The organism is Streptomyces sp. NPDC047042 (genome assembly GCF_040644035.1).
Classification (GTDB): Bacteria; Actinomycetota; Actinomycetes; order Streptomycetales; family Streptomycetaceae; genus Streptomyces.
This window is the reverse complement of the sequence record NZ_JBEYVP010000017.1, coordinates 125,602-144,806: the sequence shown is the minus strand read 5'-3', so window position 1 is coordinate 144,806 and position 19,205 is coordinate 125,602. Positions and strand designations below refer to the sequence as shown.

15 protein-coding genes and 1 pseudogene are annotated in these 19,205 nt (G+C 69.8%); 11 read left to right on the top strand and 5 right to left on the bottom strand.

Annotated elements, in window-relative coordinates:
• Nucleotides 1-56 precede the first annotated feature (56 nt).
• On the bottom strand, nt 57-710 hold the full coding sequence (locus ABZ855_RS21350; RefSeq protein ID WP_360808989.1) for a YwqJ-related putative deaminase: 654 nt from the start codon (nt 708-710) through the stop codon (nt 57-59).
• Between the two features lie 353 nt (nt 711-1,063).
• On the opposite strand from ABZ855_RS21350, the gene ABZ855_RS21345 reads away from it, so the two are divergent.
• From ABZ855_RS21345 to ABZ855_RS21335, 3 genes are all read left to right on the top strand, one after another.
• Nucleotides 1,064-2,107 carry an SMI1/KNR4 family protein gene (locus ABZ855_RS21345; RefSeq protein WP_360808987.1) on the top strand — a complete coding sequence of 348 codons (1,044 nt, stop codon included), beginning with the start codon at nt 1,064-1,066 and terminating at the stop codon, nt 2,105-2,107.
• Nucleotides 2,108-2,115: 8 nt separating this feature from the next.
• Nucleotides 2,116-5,358: an SUKH-4 family immunity protein gene (locus ABZ855_RS21340; RefSeq protein WP_360808985.1), complete on the top strand. Its 3,243-nt coding sequence runs from the start codon at nt 2,116-2,118 to the stop codon at nt 5,356-5,358.
• Nucleotides 5,359-5,541: 183 nt separating this feature from the next.
• Nucleotides 5,542-6,438: a cellulose-binding protein gene (locus tag ABZ855_RS21335; protein ID WP_360808983.1), complete on the top strand. Its 897-nt coding sequence runs from the start codon at nt 5,542-5,544 to the stop codon at nt 6,436-6,438.
• A 31-nt stretch (nt 6,439-6,469) separates the two neighbouring features.
• Here the strand turns inward: ABZ855_RS21335 and ABZ855_RS21330 are convergent, their stop codons facing one another.
• Nucleotides 6,470-6,826 (bottom strand): hypothetical protein, encoded by a 357-nt coding sequence (locus ABZ855_RS21330; RefSeq protein WP_360808982.1) that lies wholly within the window; start codon nt 6,824-6,826, stop codon nt 6,470-6,472.
• Nucleotides 6,827-6,879: 53 nt separating this feature from the next.
• Between ABZ855_RS21330 and ABZ855_RS21325 the strand changes: the two are divergent.
• Nucleotides 6,880-7,264 (top strand): annotated as a pseudogene (locus ABZ855_RS21325) (hypothetical protein); the annotation flags it as partial.
• A gap of 23 nt (nt 7,265-7,287) precedes the next feature.
• On the opposite strand, the gene ABZ855_RS21320 reads toward ABZ855_RS21325, so the two are convergent.
• Nucleotides 7,288-8,826 (bottom strand): MFS transporter, encoded by a 1,539-nt coding sequence (locus ABZ855_RS21320; RefSeq protein ID WP_360808980.1) that lies wholly within the window; start codon nt 8,824-8,826, stop codon nt 7,288-7,290.
• Between the two features lie 447 nt (nt 8,827-9,273).
• On the opposite strand from ABZ855_RS21320, the gene ABZ855_RS21315 reads away from it, so the two are divergent.
• Both ABZ855_RS21315 and ABZ855_RS21310 read left to right on the top strand, forming a co-directional pair.
• Nucleotides 9,274-10,092: an ABC transporter ATP-binding protein gene (locus ABZ855_RS21315; protein WP_360808978.1), complete on the top strand. Its 819-nt coding sequence runs from the start codon at nt 9,274-9,276 to the stop codon at nt 10,090-10,092.
• Complete coding sequence (locus ABZ855_RS21310; RefSeq protein ID WP_360808976.1) at nt 10,089-12,677, top strand: FtsX-like permease family protein; 2,589 nt, start codon at nt 10,089-10,091, stop codon at nt 12,675-12,677. Before ABZ855_RS21315 ends, ABZ855_RS21310 begins: the two co-directional genes overlap by 4 nt.
• 87 nt (nt 12,678-12,764) lie before the next feature.
• On the opposite strand, the gene ABZ855_RS21305 is transcribed toward ABZ855_RS21310, so the two are convergent.
• On the bottom strand, nt 12,765-13,247 hold the full coding sequence (locus ABZ855_RS21305; protein ID WP_360809124.1) for an ATP-binding protein: 483 nt from the start codon (nt 13,245-13,247) through the stop codon (nt 12,765-12,767).
• Between the two features lie 206 nt (nt 13,248-13,453).
• On the opposite strand from ABZ855_RS21305, the gene ABZ855_RS21300 reads away from it, so the two are divergent.
• The 3 genes from ABZ855_RS21300 (at nt 13,454) to aspS (ending at nt 16,410) form a co-directional block, all read left to right on the top strand.
• The gene (locus ABZ855_RS21300; protein WP_360808974.1) at nt 13,454-14,284 is read left to right on the top strand and encodes a helix-turn-helix transcriptional regulator; all 831 of its coding nucleotides are present in this window, start codon (nt 13,454-13,456) and stop codon (nt 14,282-14,284) included.
• Nucleotides 14,281-14,484 carry a DUF397 domain-containing protein gene (locus ABZ855_RS21295; protein WP_360808972.1) on the top strand — a complete coding sequence of 68 codons (204 nt, stop codon included), beginning with the start codon at nt 14,281-14,283 and terminating at the stop codon, nt 14,482-14,484. Before ABZ855_RS21300 ends, ABZ855_RS21295 begins: the two co-directional genes overlap by 4 nt.
• A gap of 615 nt (nt 14,485-15,099) precedes the next feature.
• Entirely contained in the window at nt 15,100-16,410 is a 1,311-nt protein-coding gene (aspS, locus tag ABZ855_RS21290; RefSeq protein WP_360808970.1) for an aspartate--tRNA(Asn) ligase, read from the top strand.
• Between the two features lie 118 nt (nt 16,411-16,528).
• Here aspS and ABZ855_RS21285 read toward each other — a convergent pair whose 3' ends face one another.
• The gene (locus ABZ855_RS21285; protein WP_360808968.1) at nt 16,529-17,629 is read right to left on the bottom strand and encodes a hypothetical protein; all 1,101 of its coding nucleotides are present in this window, start codon (nt 17,627-17,629) and stop codon (nt 16,529-16,531) included.
• A gap of 288 nt (nt 17,630-17,917) precedes the next feature.
• Between ABZ855_RS21285 and ABZ855_RS21280 the strand changes: the two genes are divergently transcribed.
• On the top strand, nt 17,918-18,388 hold the full coding sequence (locus ABZ855_RS21280) for a hypothetical protein (RefSeq protein ID WP_360808966.1): 471 nt from the start codon (nt 17,918-17,920) through the stop codon (nt 18,386-18,388).
• 188 nt (nt 18,389-18,576) lie between these two features.
• On the top strand, nt 18,577-18,807 hold the full coding sequence (locus ABZ855_RS21275; RefSeq protein ID WP_360808964.1) for a hypothetical protein: 231 nt from the start codon (nt 18,577-18,579) through the stop codon (nt 18,805-18,807).
• Nucleotides 18,808-19,205 lie beyond the last annotated feature (398 nt).

The following is a 19,205-nucleotide window of genomic DNA, read 5'->3' as shown; positions in this document are numbered from 1 at the left end:
GCTTCGATCGTCGGGGTCGTGGAGCGGTGTGGGGCGGTGTGGGGCGGTGTGGTGTGTCAGCGGGTGGGGGCTGACGGGTCGACTATGCGGACGCCGAAGTGGTCGCTGAGTGCTGTGCAGGAGCGGCAGGGTGGGGCGAAGCTGCCGTGGAGGGGGTCGCCGTCCTCGCGGATGCGGCGGGTGGTGAGTTTGGCTTGTTTGAGTGCTCGGCGGGCTTCGCCGTTGGTCATGGGTTTGCGGGCGGCGCGGCGGCTGCGGGCTTCGTCGGCGAGGGTGATTTGCCGTGATATGAGGAGTGCCTCGGCGCAGCGGCCGGTGGAGCGGTCGCGTTGGGTGCTGGTGAGGGTGTCGAGGAAGTCCTGTACGAGGGGGTGCAGGGTGGGTGGTTGGTCGGTGCGGGCTGCTGTGCCGGTGAGGGTGGTGCCGCGTACGGAGAGGGCGGCGGCGACGGTGGGGAGTATGCCGTCGCGGCGGTGGCGGAGGGTGGGGGTGTGGGGGGTGTCGCTGCTGCTCCAGCCGACGCGTGGGTCGCCGCCGCCGGGTCTGCCGGGCGTGCTGGGTGTGCTGGGCGTGCTGGGTGTTGTGGGTGTGGCGGGTGTTCCGGAGGGCCCTGTTGTGTGGGGTGTTCCGGGTGTGGGTGTTGTTGTGGTGCCTGCTGTCGGTCGTTCTGCGGGCCTTCCCGTGTGGGGCCCTGTTTGTGTCCCGTTCATGATCGTCATCCCCTCCGGTGCCTCCCCCGTGCGTCTTCCCGGCGGACACAGAGTGCCAAATGGCGTGGCTGGTGCGGTAGCTGGGGCGCTGTGACACGCCAGGGCTTCGCCGTACCGTCACGGCAGGGTGACGGCTGGTCACGGAAGCGGGGGGCCGGTGGCTGGCGCCGGTGACCGGTGTCGGCGTACCGCATAGGCTGTCGGGCAATCGCGATCCGCAGTGCTGTTCGGGCCGCTGTCCGTACTGATGTGCTGGCAGGTGGTACGGGGGTGATGCGGCGTGACGTGATGTGACAGACGTGCGGGTCGTACTGACGTACGGGCCTTATAGAGCGCCGCAGGGGGCAACCGCCATGACGACAGGTCGGCTCGGGCAGCGAGCCGTGCCGCCGAACGCGGCCTATGCCGGGCAGGTCGTGCACTTCCCGGATCCGGTTCGGGCCACTCGGCATCCGAGAGGGGTGCGGGTCGACGAGGGCGGCTATCCCGATTTTTCGCTCTACGCGCGTGCGGTGGCGGAGATCGCCGAGCCGCCGGAGGGCTTCGGGGTCGACGAGCTGCGGTTGACGGACTACGTGTCGGCGAACGCGGCGCTGGCCGCGTCGGGGCACGAGTTGTGGGACACGGTGTCGGCGGTGGCGACTCCGCACGGCTGGACCTGGCACCACGTAGCCGGCGGGCGGCGGTTGGAGCTTGTTCCGGTCGAGGTGAAGGCGTTGCTGCGGCATCACGGCGGGATCGCGACGTCGGCCGTCGACCAGCTCAAGCGGGGTACGCGGCCGCTGCAGGAGACGCGGCCCGCGCATTTCGCGTTGCCGAAGTCGGCGGTGGCGGTGACCGAGCAGCAGGTGCAGGGGGTCGAGGAGGATCTCGGGTACCGGCTGCCGGGGGCGTACCGGTCGTTCTTGAAGGCGGCGGGCGGGTGTGCGCCGGTGGGTGCGGCGCTCGACGCCGAGTTGGGGCTGCTGGTGGACCAGCCGTTCTTCACGGTGCGGGACGAGGCGGCGGTCAATGACCTCGTGTACGTCAACAAGTGTCTGCGCGACCACCTGACCAAGGACTATCTGGGTGTCGGTTTCGTCCAGGGTGGTCTGCTGGCCGTGAAGGTGAAGGGTGAGCGGCCGGGTTCGGTGTGGTTCTGCGCGTACGACGACGCGCGGGACGTCGATCCGACGTGGCCGCCGGCGGACCGGGTGGAGCGGTTGCTGTTGCCGTGCGGTGACGACTTCGACGAGTTCCTGTCGCGGCTCGCGGGTAATCCGCCGGAGCTGGAGACGGTGGCGAACCTGATGGTGGACGGCGGGTTCGCGCGGGCGATTCCGGTGGGGGCCGCCTCTGCGGTGTCTTCGGCGTCTGTGTCGGCGTCGGCGTCCGCTGTGGCTTCGGTGGGGGAGTGAACTGACCGATGGTGACTTTCGCGCAGGCGCAGGAGCGTGCCGAGGAGTGGGTCAACGGGGATGTGCCGTCGTACCAGCACCGGGAGGTGCGGGTGCGGGAGTTCGAGCTGGGGTTCGTGGTCTGGGCGGAGGACCGTGCGGAGGGTCCGCGTTCGGACGGTGGCGCGCAGCGGCTCGTTCTCGCCCGGGACAGCGGTGAGGCGACGCTGTGGCCGGCTCTGCCGGTGGGTGAGGTGATTCGCCGGTACGAGGAGGAGTACGGCCGTTCGGCGGCCGTCGAGGACGCGGTGCCGGCGCCTCCGGCGCGGGTCGACCTGAACCAGACGTCGTTTCTGCTGACTCCGCCGGAGTGGTTGCAGGAGGCGGCGGACAAGCTGGGGATTGCCGATCGGCGGGCGGGTGGCGCCGACGGTGGCGATGGCGGGGGCGATGGCGGGGGTGCGGGCGCTGGTGGTGGCGGGGCCGGGGCTCCGTCCGACTCGGCCGGCGTGCCCTCCCCGTCTCCTTCGGTTTCCGTGGCGTCTTCGGCCGCGAGGGTCACGCCCTGGGCCGGGACTGACACGACCAGTGTGGACGCGGGTGAGGACCTTTCCGTGCCGCTGCCGGCGACCGTGTTCGCACCGCCGCTGAGCGAGGACGTTCCGCGCTCGCGGGATGAATCGGGGCCGGGTTCGGCGTACGGGTATCCGCAGGGGGCGGGTGGGCCCGCGTACGGGTATCCGCAGGGGGCGGCCGGTCCGCCGGGGCGGGCGCTCGCGCCCAACGCGGGTGAGATCGCCGACGCGGCGACCAGCAAGGCGCCGCCGCCGCGTGGCGCCCGGGGTGCGAGCGCTCCGCCTCCGCCGGGGGCGCCGGGAACTCCGGGTGCGCGTGCGGGAGTTGCGCCGCCTCCGGCGGGGCCGGGGCCGATTCCTGGATCTGGTTCTGCTCCTGGTTCTGGTTCTGGTTCCGGTTCTGCGGGTGGGTATGTGCCTACGCAGTTCGTGTCGGGGTTTGGGCCGGATGGGGTCGGGGCGGACGGGGGTGCCGGTCCTGGTGCGGTGAATCCGCCACCCGGCGTTCCCAACTCGGCTGGGGGCGCGTCTCCTGAGGGAGTTCATCGGGCCGAGACGATGTTCGCCGGGCCGGGTGGGGTCGGTGGGCCTGGGGGCCTCGGTGCGCCTGGTGGTCCCGGTGGGTCTGGTGCGCCTGGTGGTCCCGGTGGTCCCGGTGGGTCTGGTGGGCTGGGTGGTCCCAGTGGTCCCAGTGGTCCCGGTGGGTCTGGTGGGCTGGGTGGTCCCGGTGCGCCTGGTGGGCTCGGTGGTCCCGGTGGGTCTGGTGGGCCTGGTCAGCTCGGCGGCCCCGGGGCACCTGGTGGGCCCGGTGCGCCCGGTGGGCCCGGTGCGCCCGGTGGGCCCGGTGCACCCGGTGCGCCCGGTGTGCCCGGTGTGCCCGGTGTGCCTCAGCCTCCGGCGGCTCCCGGGGTTCCGGGGGCGGGTCAGGCGCCGGGTGTGCCTGGTCGGCCTGGAGTGCCCGGGGTTTCTCAGGTGCCGGGTGCGCCGAAGCCGCCCGGTGCTCCGGGTGCGCCGCACCCGCCGGGCATTCCCAACTCGCCCGGGGGTGACTCTCCCGACGGTGTGCACCAGGCCGAGACGATGTTCGCCAGCCCCAATCAGGGCGGCGGCCCCGGCAACGTGCCCCGTCCGCCTGGCGCCCCGGGTGCCCCGCTGCCTCCGCGTGCTCCGCAGCCTCCGGGTGCGCCCGGCGTGCCCGGTGCGCCGGGCGTGCCCAATGCGCCCGGAGTTCCGTCCGCTCCCGGTGCTCCCGGTGCTCCCGGTGCTCCCGGTGCTCCCGGTGCTCCCGGTGCTCCCGGCGTTCCCGGGGGCCCCGACGGTGTGCACCGCGCCGAGACCGTGCTGGCCGGTCCCCCTGTCGTCGGCCCGGGAGTGCCCCCGCCTCCCCCGGGGGCCCGTGTACCAGGAGTTCCGGGTGTTCCTGGTTCCCCGGGCACGCCCCCGAACGTGCCTCAACCCCCCATGCCTCCCGGCGGCCGTCCCCTGCCCGGCCCTGGCGGTCAGGCGACCCCCGGTAGGCCCGCCCCCGGTCTGGCGCCCCCAGGGTTTCCGGCGTCCGCCCAGTCCGCGTCCGCGCCCAGCTTCCCGCCGCCGCCCACGCCCAACCTCGCCGGGCCTCCGGCTCCTCCTCACGCCCCCGGAATGTCCGCTCCGCCGGCGCATTCCGCACCCCATGTCCCCCACGCTCCCCAGCCCCCGTCCTACGGTTACCCCCCGCCGGGGCAGCCCACGGTCGGGCCCGGTTATCAGGCCGTGCTTCGGTATCGGGCGCCCGACGGGTCCGAGCAGCAGGTGATCCGGCGGTCCGCGCCGGGGATGCCGCATCCGGAGTGGCAGATCTTCCATGAGCTGCGGGCGATGAACATTCCGCCGGACCAGGTTCTCGAGCTGCACACGGAGTTGGAGAGCTGTGAGCTGCCGGGGGCGTACTGCGCGCGCATGATCCGTGAGCAGTGGCCGAACGCCCGGATCACGAGCATCGCTCTCTACGGCACGGATCACGCGAGCCGTCAGCAGGGTGTGGCTCAACTCCTCGCGCATCAGGGCGAGTTGCATCAGGTCGCGGATGGTCCCGCGCGTCCGGGGCCGGTGCGGGTGCCGTTGCCGCCCGTGCAGGCCGCGCCGCCGATCCCGCCGGAGGGGATCGCGCAGGAGATGGCCGCCGCGTTCGGTCCTGGGGTGTTCCGGTTCGATCAGGCGGCGGTGTCGCGGCAGGGGGTCCCGCCGATCGTGGCGCACACCCTGGTCGTCGCGGGGCTGCCCGCCGACATGGGACCGTTCTTCTGGGCGCAGGCCCAGCCGGGGCGGCCGGTGCCGACGCTTGCCGAGCTGGCGCAGGAGCGTGGGGTCCGTCCGGCGTCGGATGCGGGGTCGTACCTCGTGATGGGCAGCGACTTCGGCAAGGCGCTCTGCGTGCAGTACGGGACGGCGAACATCGTCGCGGTGCCCGTGGAGGCGGGGCCGGGCGGGGCGCCCGTAGCGCCGCAGTTCGTGAACACGGGGCTGCCGGAGTTCGCGCGGTGTCTCGCGCTGCTCGGTCGGATGTGGCGGTTGCGCTACGGCCTGAACCAGGAGCAGGCGGGCCGCTGGACCGTCGATTTCCAGGCCCAGTTGGCCTCGCTCGACCCGGCGGCGCTCGGCTCTTCGGAGAGCTGGTGGTCGGTGCTGCTGGAGCAGATGTGGGACGGGCTGCTGTAGCGGCCGTTTCAGGGGAGGGGGCTGGTGACCGGCGTGGTCACCGGCCCCCTTTTCGCGTGCGTCTCCTCGTCTTGGCTCGTGTCGGCCGTGACTCGGCCCGGAGTGTCGCGGTAGGCACATTTCATCCCAATCCATCAAGATGTGCGCGAAATCATTACTTCGTACGCGGAGAGGGGTTGCAGGATGAGCAGCGCAGCGATGGCGCACGGTTTCGTGGCCGGTTTCGTGGCTGGACGGGGGCGTGGTTACCGGCCCGATCAGGTCGACGCGTATGCGGCCGCGCTCTCCGCGGAGCGGGACGCCGCCTGGGAGCGGGCGGCGCGGCTGACCGTGCTGGCCAGGGAGATGGAGGCGGAGTCGGAGCGGTTGGGCGAGGTGGTCGTGCGGCTCGCCCCGCAGACGTACGAGAGTCTCGGTGAACGCGCCCGGCAGCTCTTCGAGTTGGGCACCGAGGAGGCCGGCGCCGTCCGGGAGCGGGGGCGGAGTGAGGCGCGGGAACTGGTCGAGGCGGCCGAGGCCCGCGCGGGCGCCCTGCGGGAGGCCGCGGAGGCCGCCGCCGACACCGTACGCGGGGAGGCCGAGGAACGTGCCCGGCAGCGGCTGCTCGCCGCGCGTGCCGAGGCCGACGAGCTCCGCATCGGTGCCCGGCGGGAGGTCAAGGAGGGGCGGGGGGAGGCGTTGGCCGCGCTGCGGGAGATGCGGCTGCGGACCTCGGGGCTGCTCGCCGAGCAGGAGAAGGAGTACGCCGAGCGGTGGGCGGCGCAGGAACGGCTCGTAGCCGAGCGTGAAGTCGCCCTGGACGTACGGCACATGGAGCGGGTGGCGGCTGCCGAGGCGGCGCTGTCCGAGGCGAAGCGGGCGTTCGCGGAGGCCGAGGAGTCGGTGCGGCGGATCGACGACGACGCGCGGGTGCGGGCCGCCGAGGTCCTCGCCGAGGCCCGCGCCCAGGAGGACCGCATCGCGCGCGACACCGAACGCGTACTGCGGGAGCACGGGCAGGAGTGGGACGACGTGCAGGCCCACATGGACCATGTGCGCAGCAGCCTGACGACGCTCACGGGGCGTGCGGCGGCGGAGTGAGCGCAGGAAGGGTACCGGCGTCCCGACGAACTCAGCGGAACTCGTGCACCACTTGGATCTCGCCGAGGATGTGGGCGTTGAAGTCGTCCAGTTCCTCGGCGGGAACCCACAGTTCGAGGATCGTCCGCCCACCGGCCTGCTGGACGGGATACCGGCTCAGGAAGGCGGAGTCGACCTCGAACCGGGTGACGAACCCGGCGCCGTCGTGCTTCACGTTCCAGTCCCGCGCGATCCGGATGGCGTAGTCCTCGTTGAGGACGGGGTAGAAGATCGGCTGCTCCGGGAGCCGGGGCGGCCACGCACGCCACTGCAGCTCGCGGACCAGGTCCAGCTCCTTGGGGCCGGTGGGGCGCCACAGGGTGGTGGTCGATGGCTGCCGGCTGGTCATGTTGATGATCGCTTCCCCTGGTACGTCCGGTCGGTCGGGAGCCCGGACGTTACCGGCGAGAGGAACGCACCGGCCAGGGGGCCGTCATCGCGTGCGTGGACACCTCGCACTCCATGTACGAGGGCCCGCGGAGATTGCCCGGGTGCTCGATTCGCGGAGAGTTTCCTCGGCGGCGGAACCAGCTACCAGACGCTGCTGTCGGCGGCCGGGGAACTGCTGATCACTGACGACGACTGTGGTGTCACGGAGGAATGGACGCGCGGCTGGAACGCCGCCAAGCACCGGTTGGGCTTCCGGGTCTTCGGCGTGTCCGTCGGCACCCCACGGGTCGCTGAGGGGGAATCGGTCCTCGAGGCGCGGTGCGACAACCTCCGTACCATCGAGGACCTCACCGATGTCCACGCCGCCGCCGACCTGTTCTGCGTGATCCAGGCGTGAGTACTGCTGGGTACTACTGGGTACTACTGGGGGTTGTCGAGGACCGGGAAGCGGCGCGGTGCCAGTACCAGCAGGGCCACGAACGCCAGTGCCGCCGCCCCCGCCGCTCCGAAGTACACCGCGTGCACGGCGTCCGCGATCGCGCGGCGGGTCGCCTCGGGGGCGGCGCCCGCGTCCAGGGCGCGGGTCACCGTGTCCAGGTCGCTCGCGCCGCCCAGTCGGGACGCGAGTACGCCGTTGGCCACCGCGCCGAACAGGGCCGCGCCGATCGTCTGGCCGCTCTGGCGGCAGAAGAGCACCGACGCTGTCGCCGTGCCGCGTTCCGACCAGCCGACCGTCGACTGGACGCCCACTATCAGGGGGAGTTGGAAGAGGCCGAGGGCGCCGCCGAGCAGCAGCATCAGGAGGGTGGGCTGCCAGGGGGAGCCCGGGTAGGGGAGGAAGGGGAACGCGAGGAGGATCAGGGCCGCCGCGCCGATGCCCAGCAGCGCGGTGTCGCGGAAGCCGATCCGCCGGTACACGTGCTGGCTCAGTGCCGCCGACACCGGCCAGCTCAACGTCCATACGGACAGCACGAATCCGGCGGCGATGGGGGCCAGGCCGAGGACCGACTGGGCGTACGTCGGCAGGAACACCGTCGGGGCCACCATCAGCAGGCCCAGCGCGCCCAGCGCCAGGTTGACCGCCGCGATCGTGGGGCGCCGCCACACCCAGCCGGGGATGATCGGCTGCGCCGCCCGGCGTTCGATCACGACGACGAGCAACGCCAGCGCAAGTCCCGTACCGAAGAAGGCGGTTGACGGCCAGGACAGCCAGGGCCAGGCCACGCCGCCCTGGACGAGGGCCGTAAGCAGGACGCCGCCGCACGCGAACACCGCGAGCGCGCCCGCCCAGTCGACGCGCGGGCGGGGGCCGGAGGTGTCACGCTGCGGTTCGTGGAGGTGGCGGGCGAGGAGCCACATCGCCACCGCGCCGATGGGGAGGTTGACGAGGAAGATCCAGCGCCAGTCGGCATAGCCGGCCAACACTCCGCCCACCGCGGGGCCCGCCACCGCCGCGGTCGCCCATACCGTCGACAACTTGGCCTGGATCTTGGGGCGTTGATCGAGGGGGTAGAGGTCGGCGGCGAGGGTCTGGACCGTGCCCTGGAGGGCGCCGCCACCCAGGCCCTGGATGATCCGGAACGCGATGAGCGCGCCCATGTTCCAGGCCAGGGCGCACAGCAGTGAGCCGGCGAGGAACAGGGCGCTGCCCGCGATCAGGACCGGTTTGCGGCCGAAGGTGTCGGAGAGCTTGCCGTACACGGGGAGGGTGACGGTGACGGCGAGGAGGTAGCCCGAGAACAGCCAGGAGAAGACGGAGAAGCCGCCGAGGTCGCCGACGATCTGCGGTACGGCGGTCGACACGATGGTGGAGTCGAGCGCGGCCAGCGCCATCGAGAGCATCAGGGCGGCGACGACCGCCCCCCGCTTCCGGGTCCCGGTGCGCTGCTGCTCCGCGTCGCGCGGCGCGGGTCTCGTACGGCGGCTGCTGCTGCCCACCGGGTTCCTTTCCCCCTGCATCTATCTGTCGGCGACCACTCTGCCACCAGCTCAGGACAGGGGGGAGGGTGGAGCGTCGGCGGGGCGCGGGTGGACGCAACCCCGAGACGCACTCCATCCAGAGGTGGACAGCCCCTAGGGGTACCTCCGTACTACGGCTCGGGGAGGGTTCGTACCGACGGAGGACGAGACGGGACCCCCACCCTCCTTAACCTGGCTTTACGCCGCTGGGGACGGCGTTCCCGACCTCGGGGGGTGGGGTTTACCCCCGGAGAAGACGGGGCCGGGCACCAGAGACCCGGACCCCCTCCCACCAGCAGACTCAGACGCAGAGCACAGGGCAGCACAGCGCAGGCGCAGGACACGCGGCGCAGGACAACGCATCCGCATCCGCATCGGAATCAGCATCGGCATCGGCATCAGCAGGCATCGGTGCGCTTCCGCACCGACCGACTTAGGAGACATACCGTGACATCGGCTGTGACCATCACCAGGCACGGGGGCACTGGAGGGCGTACGGCCGTTGCCGCGCGGGCGCGGCAGGTCGTGAAGGCGTACGGGTCCGGTGAGACCCGCGTCGTCGCCCTGGACCAGGTGGACGTGGACATCGCGCGGGGGCAGTTCACCGCGATCATGGGCCCCTCGGGGTCCGGCAAGTCCACGCTCATGCACTGCCTCGCCGGACTCGACACCGTGACGTCCGGGCAGATCCACCTCGACGAGACCGAGATCACCGGGCTCAAGGACAAGAAGCTGACGCAACTGCGCCGGGACCGGATCGGGTTCATCTTCCAGGCGTTCAACCTGCTGCCGACGCTCAGCGCGCTGGAGAACATCACGCTCCCCATGGACATCGCCGGCCGCAAGCCGGACAAGGGGTGGCTGGCGCAGGTCGTCGAGACCGTCGGGCTGAAGGACCGGCTCAAGCACCGGCCCAACCAGCTCTCCGGCGGTCAGCAGCAACGCGTCGCCGTGGCAAGGGCGTTGGCGGCGCGGCCCGAGATCATCTTCGGTGACGAGCCGACCGGGAACCTCGACTCCCGTGCGGGCGCGGAAGTGTTGGGCTTCCTGCGCCGCTCGGTGGACGAGCTCGGCCAGACCATCGTGATGGTCACGCACGACCCGGTGGCCGCCTCGTACGCGGACCGGGTGCTGTATCTGGCCGACGGACGGATCGTCGACGAGATGTTCCGGCCGACCGCCGACAGCGTCCTCGACCGTATGCGGCGCTTTTCTGGGGGACACCCCCAGACCCCCAACTTCGACGCGCGGGGGCGTACGTCATGACTGTGCTGAAGACCTCGATGCGCAACTTCTTCGCGCACAAGGGCCGGATGGCCCTGTCGGCGGTGGCCGTGCTGCTGTCGGTGGCCTTCGTGTGCGGCACTCTTGTCTTCACCGACACCATGAACACGACGTTCGACAAGCTGTTCTCGGCCACCGCCTCCGACGTCACCGTGTCGCCGAAGGCGGCCAAGGCCGACGACACCCCGCAGAACGGGGTGCCCGAGTCGCTGCCGGCGTCCGTGCTGGCGCAGGCGCAGCAGGCTGAGGGCGTCAAGTCGGCGGAGGGCGCGGTCAGTTCGATGAACGTGACCGTCGTCGACAGTGAGAACGAGAACATGGGGTCCAGTACCGGGGCTCCGACCATCGCGGGCAACTGGACGCGCAACGACCTGCGTTCGATGGAGATCACCTCCGGTCACGCGCCACGCGGGCCGACCGAGGTGATGGTCGACGCCGACACCGCCGACAAGCATCACCTGAAGATGGGCGACGAGCTGCGTACCATCGCGCAGACCGGTGACATCAGGGCGCGGATCGTCGGCATCGCCACCTTCAAGGTGACCAACCCGGGTGCTGCGGTCGTCTACTTCGACACGGCCACCGCGCAGCGTGAACTCCTGGGCGCCACAGGCCGGTTCACCCAGCTCAACGTGACGGCGGCGAGCGGGGTCACCGACACGCAGCTCAAGCGGAACGTGACGCAGGCCCTGACGGCCACCGATGCCGCTTCCGCCACCGGCGGCTTCAAGGTGCAGACGCAGAAGGAGTTCTCCGACGAGAACCGTGAGGGTGTCGGCCAGTTCATGAACGTCATCAAGTACGCCATGCTCGGCTTCGCCGGGATCGCGTTCCTGGTCGGCATCTTCCTGATCATCAACACCTTCTCGATGCTGGTCGCCCAGCGGACCCGCGAGATCGGCCTGATGCGGGCGATCGGCTCCTCGCGCAAGCAGGTCAACCGGTCCGTGCTGGTGGAGGCGCTGCTGCTCGGTTTCGTCGGGTCGGTTCTCGGTGTCGCCGCGGGGGTCGGTATCGCGATCGGCCTGATGAAGCTGATGGCGATGGCCGGCATGAACCTCTCCACCGACGATCTCACGGTCAAGGCGACCACCCCGGTGATCGGCCTGGTCCTCGGTGTCGTCGTCACCGTCCTCGCCGCGTACCTCCCGGCCCGGCGCGCGGGCAAGGTCTCCCCGATGGCCGCCCTGCGCGACGCCGGCACCCCGGCCGACGGCAAGGCGGGCCTCGTACGGGGTCTCATCGGCCTCGTCCTGACGGGAGCGGGCGGCTTCGCCCTCTATCTGGCGGCCACCGCCGACAAGGCGAGCGACGGTTCGCTGGTCCTCGGCGCGGGCGTCGTGCTCTCGCTCCTCGGGTTCGTGATCATCGGCCCGCTCCTCGCGGGCGTCGTCGTACGGGTGCTCAGCGCCCTGCTGCTGCGGGGCTTCGGCCCGGTCGGCCGGCTCGCCGAGCGCAACGCGCTGCGCAACCCGCGCCGTACGGGTGCCACCGGCGCGGCCCTGATGATCGGCCTCGCCCTGGTCGCCTGTCTGTCGGTGGTCGGCTCGTCGATGGTCGCCTCCGCGACGAGCGAGCTGGACAAGTCGGTCGGCGCGGACTTCATCGTCCAGGGCAACCAGCGGATCGTGCCGCAGGCGGAGAAGGCGATGCGCGGCACGCCCGGCCTGACCCACGTCACCCGCTACAAGGAGGTCGAGGTCACCCTGACCCCGCCCGCCGGGAAGGCCGAGAAGACCGAACTGACGGCCGCGGACCCGACGTACGCCTCCGACCTGCGCCGCGCCACGACGGCGGGCACGCTGAGCGCCGCGTACGGGGACGACGCGATGTCGGTGGGCTCCGGGTACGCCACCGACCACGGTGTGAAGGTCGGCGACACGATGACCGTCGCCTTCAAGGGCGGCTCGACGGCGAAGCTGAAGGTCGCCGCGATCACGGACGACAACGTGGCGATCGACAAGGGCTCGCGGTACCTGTCCATCGCGACGATGGAGAAGTACCTGCCGGCCGACAAGGTCCCGCCGAGCAGCCTGCTGTTCGCCTCGGCGAAGAAGGGCGAGCAGGACGCGGCGTACGCGGCGCTGAAGAAGGCCTTCGACCCGTACCCGCAGTACCAGGTGCGCGACCAGAGCGACTACAAGCAGGAACTGAAGGACCAGATCGGCCAGCTCCTGAACATGGTCTACGGCCTGCTCGCCCTGGCGATCGTGGTCGCGGTCCTCGGCGTCGTCAACACCCTCGCCCTGTCGGTGGTGGAGCGGACCCGGGAGATCGGCCTGATGCGGGCCATCGGCCTGTCGCGGCTGCAGCTGCGCCGGATGATCCGCATGGAGTCGGTCGTGATCGCCCTCTTCGGCGCGCTCCTCGGCCTCGGCCTGGGAATGGGCTGGGGCGCGACGGCCCAGCAGCTGCTGGCGCTGGAAGGGCTGAACGTCCTGGAGATCCCGTGGGTGACGATCGGCGGGGTGTTCGTGGGGTCGGCGTTCGTGGGCCTGTTCGCGGCACTGGTGCCGGCGTTCAGGGCGGGGCGGATGAACGTGCTGAACGCCATCGCTACGGACTGATTGACCCGAGGGGAGGGAACGGGAAACGGGGGACGGGGAAACAGGGGAACACGGGGGAGCGGCGGCCCCGGTGAGCGTTCTTGATGCTCACCGGGGCCGCCGCTTGTCCTGTCCTGGATGGCGGTGCAGGCGCGCCTGGCCGCCGGTCGGTACGCGCAGCTGCGCCCATACCGTCTTGCCGGGGGCGGCCGGGCGAGGGGCGACACCCCAGTCGTCCGCGAGGGCGGCGACGAGGAGCAGGCCTCGGCCGGACTCGGACGCGGAGTCGGGGGCCTGGGGAGTGGATGGGACCTGATTCTCGGCTCGGGTGTCGGTCACCTCGATGCGGAACATGCCCTCGGCCAGGGTGAGTTGAAGATGGAAGTCCCGGCCGGGGACGTGTCCGTGGCGTACGGCGTTGGCGCTGAGTTCCGCCGTGATGAGGGTGAGTGTCTCGTTGACCGGGGTGGTGTAGGGGTGGCCCCAGTCGTTCAGGCGGTGCGAGACGAGTCGGCGGGCGAGGCGGGCTCCGCGTGGGGTTGAGGTGAAGCGCATGGTGAACTCGCGTTCGGGCGCGGGGTGCTGTGGCATATGCCCGTTCAGGGGAGTTGCTGACTTCATGCGGTCAACGGTCGCGGACTCTGCGTAGCGTTGGCCAGGAGCGATGCGCTGACGGGTGCGGGCTGTACACGTGGGCGGTGCGCTTGTACGTGGTGTTGGGCGTGACCGGTTCCCGGGCTGTGCGTTGGGCGGGCCGAGTCCGGTGGCTGTGGTGGTCGTACGGGAGGAGTCGCGGCGTGGACGACGAGGTTCAGCAGCCGGAGTACGAGGTCGGGACGGGCATTCTGTGCGTGTTCGGGCGGCAGTTGAAGCTGTTCCGGGAGCGGGCGGGCATGGACCGCGCGCAGCTCGGTTCGCTGACCGGGTACTCGGCCTCGACGATCGCGTCGTTCGAGCAGGGGAGACGTGTTCCGCCGCCGAGGTTCATCGACCGCGCCGATGAAGTGCTCGACGCGGGTGGGGTGTTGAGCGCGAGCAAGGAGGAGGTGGCTCGGGCTCAGTATCCGGCGTTCTTCCGGCATGCGGCACGGTTGGAGACGGAGGCCATTGAGCTGCATGTGTACGCGAACCAGGCAGTGCCTGGGCTCTTGCAGACCGAGGAGTATGCGCGGGCCATTTTCATGATGATGCGACCACCTATGGATGACGAGCTGATCGAGCAGCGAGTGTCCGCGCGCCTGGCCAGGCAGGAGATTTTGTCCGGCCGTGATGCGCCCCTGGCCAGCTTTGTCATCGATGAGGCCGTGTTGAGGCGTCCCATCGGAGGACGAGGCGTCCTGCGTGGCCAACTTGAGCACGTTCTCCTGATGGGGGAGCGGCGGAACATCGAGATCCAGGTGATGCCGCTCGACCGTGAGGAGAACGCTGGTATGGCTGGGCCCTTCACCTTGATCGAAACGAAGGAAGGACGGAGGATCGCGTACGCCGAGGTACAGAACGTGAGCCGCCTGCAGACGGAGCGGGAACGCGTCCGCGCGCTGGAGGCCAAGTACGGGATCATCCGGGCGCAGGCCCTGACTCCTCGTGAATCATTGGCGTACGTAGAGAAGTTGCTGGGAGAGCCATGAACGCGCACGTACATCAGCCACACATAGGCCAGTTGGTATGGCGCAAGAGCAGCTACAGCAGTGAGGAAGGCGGCGAGTGCGTCGAGGTCGCTGTCCGCCCCGCCAGCGTCCACGTCCGCGACTCAAAGGACACAACCCGTACCGCACTGGCCGTACAACCCACGGCCTGGATCGGGTTCGTCGACTTCGCGGCATCCTGACAGAGGCAGGGCCCTCGGCGGGCGTGCGCTTGCCGAGGGCCCTGCGTACGTCCTCGGGCGAGGTCGGGTCGATACCGTACTTGACGGCGAGCGGGAATACCGCGGCCTGAGTGGCTTCGATCTTCTCAGCGAGTACCGAGGGCCGAGGAGATCAGTTTGATGGCGTGCCTCTCGACCAGGGTGGGCCTGCTCGTGGGGGGGGGGGCGAGGTCGGAGGGATCCAGGGAACGCCCTCCCGTTACCTCGCTGAGTAGCTGCGCGACCGCATGTCCGTGCGCAGGTCCGCTCACGAATGGGTTTTCTTGATTGCCACCGTTGCCGCACGCTCCGTATCTTGCTGGCAACGCGTCGACGGAGACGAGTAGCCACGGATCGCGTGAGTAGAGAGAGCCGCCGGTAGCTGGGAAGGCGGCCTCGCGCCCCGAGGTGAAGACCCTCCTGAGCGCGGGGAGGAACGACCCCCGCTTTGGTGGTCCAATGCCCCGCCGGCCGGCCCCCGTCACCGGGCCTGAATGAGGCCGCCACTCTGTGGCGGCGAAAGTGCGGTGGTACCGCGAGTTGCCCTTCTCGCCCGCACTCCCAAGGGATCATGACGATGTCCCTCGGAGGACCGCAATGATCCACAGCCGCGTACACGTCTCCGACCTGCGAGAACACGTCGGCCGTACCATTTACGTCTGCGGATGGGTGAACACCCTCCGCCTGCAGCGAAAGATGCAGTTCGTCATCGTGCGGGACAGCACCGGCATGGTGCAGGTGACCCACAAGCGTGACGGCGGGCCGCTGGAGGCCCAGCTCGAAGCCCTCACATCCGAGTCCGCCGTTAGGATCACCGGCCGCGTCGTCGACGCGGCCCAGGTCAAGCTCGGTGGCCTGGAGATCGTCCCCGAGGCGGTTGAGGTCCTGAACCTGGCCGCCACGCCGCTGCCGATCGACGAGCACACCGGTCTGGAGCAGCGGATGGACTGGCGCTTCCTCGATGTGCGCCGGCGTTCCGCTACCCAGCTGATGTTCGCCGTGCAGACCACCCTGGAGCAGGGCATGCGCGAATACGCCTACGCGCAGGGTGCCACCGAGATGCACACGCCCAAGCTCATGGGCACCGCCTCGGAGTCCGGGGCGGAGGTCTTCAAGCTCGGCTACTTCGGCCGCAGCGCCTTCCTGGCGCAGTCGCCGCAGTTCTTCAAGCAGATGGCAATCGCGGCCGGCGTCGAGAAGGTCTTCGAGATCGGGCCGGTCTTCCGCGCCGAGCCGTCGTTCACCTCCCGGCACGCCACCGAGTTCACCGGCGTCGACATGGAGTTGGCCTGGATCGACGGGGTCGAGGACGTGATGGCGTTCGAGGAGCAGATGCTCGCCCACGCGATCGCCAAGGTCGCCGACGCGCACGGTGAGGCGATCGCCGAGCGCTTTGGCGTCGAGGTCACCGTGCCCACGACGCCCTTTCCCCGCATCACCATGGCCGACGCGCACGAGATCCTGCGCAAGGGCGGCTGGGACCCCGCAGGGGTCAGGGAAGACCTGGACCCGGAGGGCGAGCGGACCATCTCGGCTCACATCAAGGAGGCCACCGGTCATGAGTTCGTGTTCATCACGCACTACCCGGTCGGCATCCGGCCCTTTTACCACATGCGGCCCGCCGACGACCCGAGTGTGACCTGGAGCTTCGACCTGCTCTGGAAGGGTCTGGAGGTCACCACCGGCGCGCAGCGCGAGCACCGGTACGACGTGCTGCTGAAGCAGGCCGCCGAGAAGGGCATGAGCACCGAGCCGATGCAGGACTACCTGAACGCGTTCCGGTACGGGTGCCCGCCGCACGGGGGCCTGGGCATGGGCCTCGGCCGGGTGTTGATGGTCATGCTCGGCCTGGACTCGATTCGCGAGGCGACCTTCCTGTTCCGCGGGCCGAACCGGCTTACTCCGTAACCCGGTTGTGGCTGCGTCCCACGACACGGGACGGGTACTTGTACTGTGAGCAAGCTGCCGGTCAGGTCGGTGCCCAGGCGGTATAGCCGCTCGCCCCTCGCACCCGCTGCGGCTGCCGTCAGGGCCTGGCAGACTGGATCGCCTCCTGCAGGTTGTTCACGGCCCGCTCGGCGTGCGCGCGGACGCTGTCCCAGGCGCCGGTGAAGTCGCGGACCGGGAAGTGCAACCCAAGTGCATGGTGAGCGACGGCGAGTTCCGGCCGCGGCTTGGGGTGGATGGCGGAGTTGCGGATGACACGGATCTGGTCCAGGAGCTGTACGGCCTGGTGCACCGCGTCGCGGTCGAGCGCGGGCAACTTGTCCGCGAGATGTTTCTCCAGGCGCAACAGGCCCGAGCCCGGGGTGTGGCCGGGCACCTTGAAGTCGCGCAGGATGTCTGTCAGGACGACCAGCCCGGAGTTGTAGGCCGCTTCGTGGTCGACGTCCAGGGCGAGGAGGCTGGAGCGGTCCATGGGCGGCGGGACGACCAAGGTTTCGCCAACGACCAGCTCGTAGGTGACGTCGAGGAAGCTCAGCGCGCGCAACAACGCGCGCGGCTCGGTGAAGGACAGCGCCTCCGGCGGCGCGGGCGGCGACAGGTGGTCGGCGATAGCGGCGAGGTAGAAGTCGAGGCTGTCGCAGTCGGCGGCATGCAATGCGCCGAGCTGGCCGGTAAGGGTCGTCCTGTTGAAGCGTATGCCCGGCCACTCGCGGTCGGCGATCTGCGCCATGCGCTCCACGAGGGGACCGGCGCCGTCGATGTCCTTGAGGACGTCGACGAGGTTCACGTCGATGACGGGCATGTCGAAGGGGCTGTCGAGGATCTTGTCCTGCTCCCAGGTCATCTGTTGCATGTACGTCAGCAGACCGCGGGCAAGATCGCGGGCCATCTGGTCGTGCTGTAGGTGGTAGAGCCCGGCCATGGTCAGGTACACCGGCCCGTCGGACTGCGGGTTGAAGCCGTGCCCCCACCATCCAACGGCCCGGTAGCCGTTTGAGACCTGGTCGTGGCCGATCACGGGGAAGCTGTAGAGGACCTTCGCGGCGTCGTGGCCGTGCTTGCGCATGCGGTAGGCGACGTGGAAAAAGTTGGGGAAGCGCTCGTGTTCGACAAACGTCGTCCACGCGATGTCGAGGAGGAGCCGTTGCTCCTCGGTGAGCGGGTCTGTCAGGGCGGCCATGGCGTCTACCTCCAGGTGGGCAACAGGCCAGGATAGAGGGGCAGCCCAGCCGGGGCACGCGCGTTTCGGGTTCGCGGGCACCGGACTTGCTCGGCGGGCTGGGGCGCCCGGACAGCCGTCGTGCAGGGCACCCTGACCGCGTGGTACGTCGGCGACCAGCGGGATTGGGAAAGTTGACGAGCACCCGTCACACAGCGGCGGCGTGGGACTGCCAACTCGGCCGATACGAGGAGTAGATCCCGCCAATACAGTGGGGTGACGAGCCCGACCACGCCGCAAGGGAGAGCTGTGCCCACAACTATCCGTTTCACCCCGGTGACCAACGGGATCGACTTTCTCCGCAGTGTCGTGGGCCACCTGGGAAAGGGCGCCAACGAGCTCAGCCACGAGGACCTCAAGTACGGCGTGCTGCACCTTCACGCCGCGACCGAGGTGCTCCTCAAGGCACGGCTCACGCACGAGCACTGGAGTCAGGTCCTTGAAAACCCTGCTACCGCGAACCTCGCAGTGTTCCGCTCAGGCAACTTCAAAAGCTGCAGCATGGAGGAAGCCCTCGACCGCCTGGACCGCGTAGTCGGGATCAAGATCGGCTCGAGAACGGCGATCAATAGTCTGACCAAGACACGCAACATGCTCCAGCACTACGGCCTGGAGCATTCCGCTGAAGCGGTCGAAGCCAACGCCGGCAACGTACTCAACTTCTTGATCAACTTTCTCGACGAGCACCTCCTTCCCCACCTCCCTGAAGACCAGCTGTAGGAGGCTGAGGAGAGCATGGAGCCGGTCCGCTACGGGCTGGCTGCCATCCAGAAATTTGTGAAGAAGCGCGGTAACGAAATCAGGGGCGAACTGGAGCGCATCCTGATGTCACTGTGCAATGCCCCATCTGCCGCGTCTCCGCCCTGGTCGTGGGCCCTCAGGTGCGATGCCTGTTCTGCACGACGAAAATGCCTGGCGAGCTAGCCGCCGACTACTACGTCACCGACATCCTCGAGCGCTCCTATTCCGCCCCCGAACTCCCCGATGTCCCCTTCTCTCTGCCGGCCCAGCCCCCGGTAGACAAATGCTCGCACTGTGCACACGTTGCACTGGTGACAGGAACGCTGACAACCGCCAAGCCCGAAGGCATCGACCTCTGCTTCCACTGCGCCCAGGCGAACCCGTCGCTGAGCGCCTGAACACATAGCCTTCCGCCCAGCGTTGGACATCCCCTCGCCCCGATCATGGAAGATGCATCGATGACCAGCGACAATGGGACAGGCGCGCTGTGGAGGGGGCCGCCGGCGTCGGGGTCGGCGGCCGCCGGTAGGCCATGCACCCGCAGGGCTTCGCGCCGGGCCGGACCGCGCCGGGAAGGCTCGCCATCGTGCGTACGACCCGTGAGTTTCACCCTCTGAGTTCACCGTCTCGGATCGCTGCTTGAGGTCACTGTCCGAGTGGCGCCCAGGGGCGGCGGGGCGCACGTTGTCCACAGGCGCCGCGCGCGTCCGCGTGGCGTCGTACCCTTGGACACCCCCGGCCCGTCACACGTGTCGGGCGGCTCGCGTTGCCCAGCCCCCTGACCGAACCCTCACGA

Excerpts from the sequence above, each read along its gene's own strand:
- aspS (WP_360808970.1), top strand. The coding sequence starts at position 15,100 with ATGATCCACAGCCGCGTACACGTCTCCGACCTGCGAGAACACGTCGGC.
- ABZ855_RS21330 (WP_360808982.1), bottom strand. The coding sequence starts at position 6,826 with ATGACCAGCCGGCAGCCATCGACCACCACCCTGTGGCGCCCCACCGGC.
- ABZ855_RS21310 (WP_360808976.1), top strand. The coding sequence starts at position 10,089 with ATGACTGTGCTGAAGACCTCGATGCGCAACTTCTTCGCGCACAAGGGC.
- ABZ855_RS21350 (WP_360808989.1), bottom strand. The coding sequence starts at position 710 with ATGAACGGGACACAAACAGGGCCCCACACGGGAAGGCCCGCAGAACGA.
- ABZ855_RS21305 (WP_360809124.1), bottom strand. The coding sequence starts at position 13,247 with ATGCCACAGCACCCCGCGCCCGAACGCGAGTTCACCATGCGCTTCACC.
- ABZ855_RS21275 (WP_360808964.1), top strand. The coding sequence starts at position 18,577 with ATGCCTGGCGAGCTAGCCGCCGACTACTACGTCACCGACATCCTCGAG.
- ABZ855_RS21345 (WP_360808987.1), top strand. The coding sequence starts at position 1,064 with ATGACGACAGGTCGGCTCGGGCAGCGAGCCGTGCCGCCGAACGCGGCC.
- ABZ855_RS21295 (WP_360808972.1), top strand. The coding sequence starts at position 14,281 with ATGAACGCGCACGTACATCAGCCACACATAGGCCAGTTGGTATGGCGC.
- ABZ855_RS21340 (WP_360808985.1), top strand. The coding sequence starts at position 2,116 with ATGGTGACTTTCGCGCAGGCGCAGGAGCGTGCCGAGGAGTGGGTCAAC.
- ABZ855_RS21335 (WP_360808983.1), top strand. The coding sequence starts at position 5,542 with ATGAGCAGCGCAGCGATGGCGCACGGTTTCGTGGCCGGTTTCGTGGCT.
- ABZ855_RS21320 (WP_360808980.1), bottom strand. The coding sequence starts at position 8,826 with ATGCAGGGGGAAAGGAACCCGGTGGGCAGCAGCAGCCGCCGTACGAGA.
- ABZ855_RS21285 (WP_360808968.1), bottom strand. The coding sequence starts at position 17,629 with ATGGCCGCCCTGACAGACCCGCTCACCGAGGAGCAACGGCTCCTCCTC.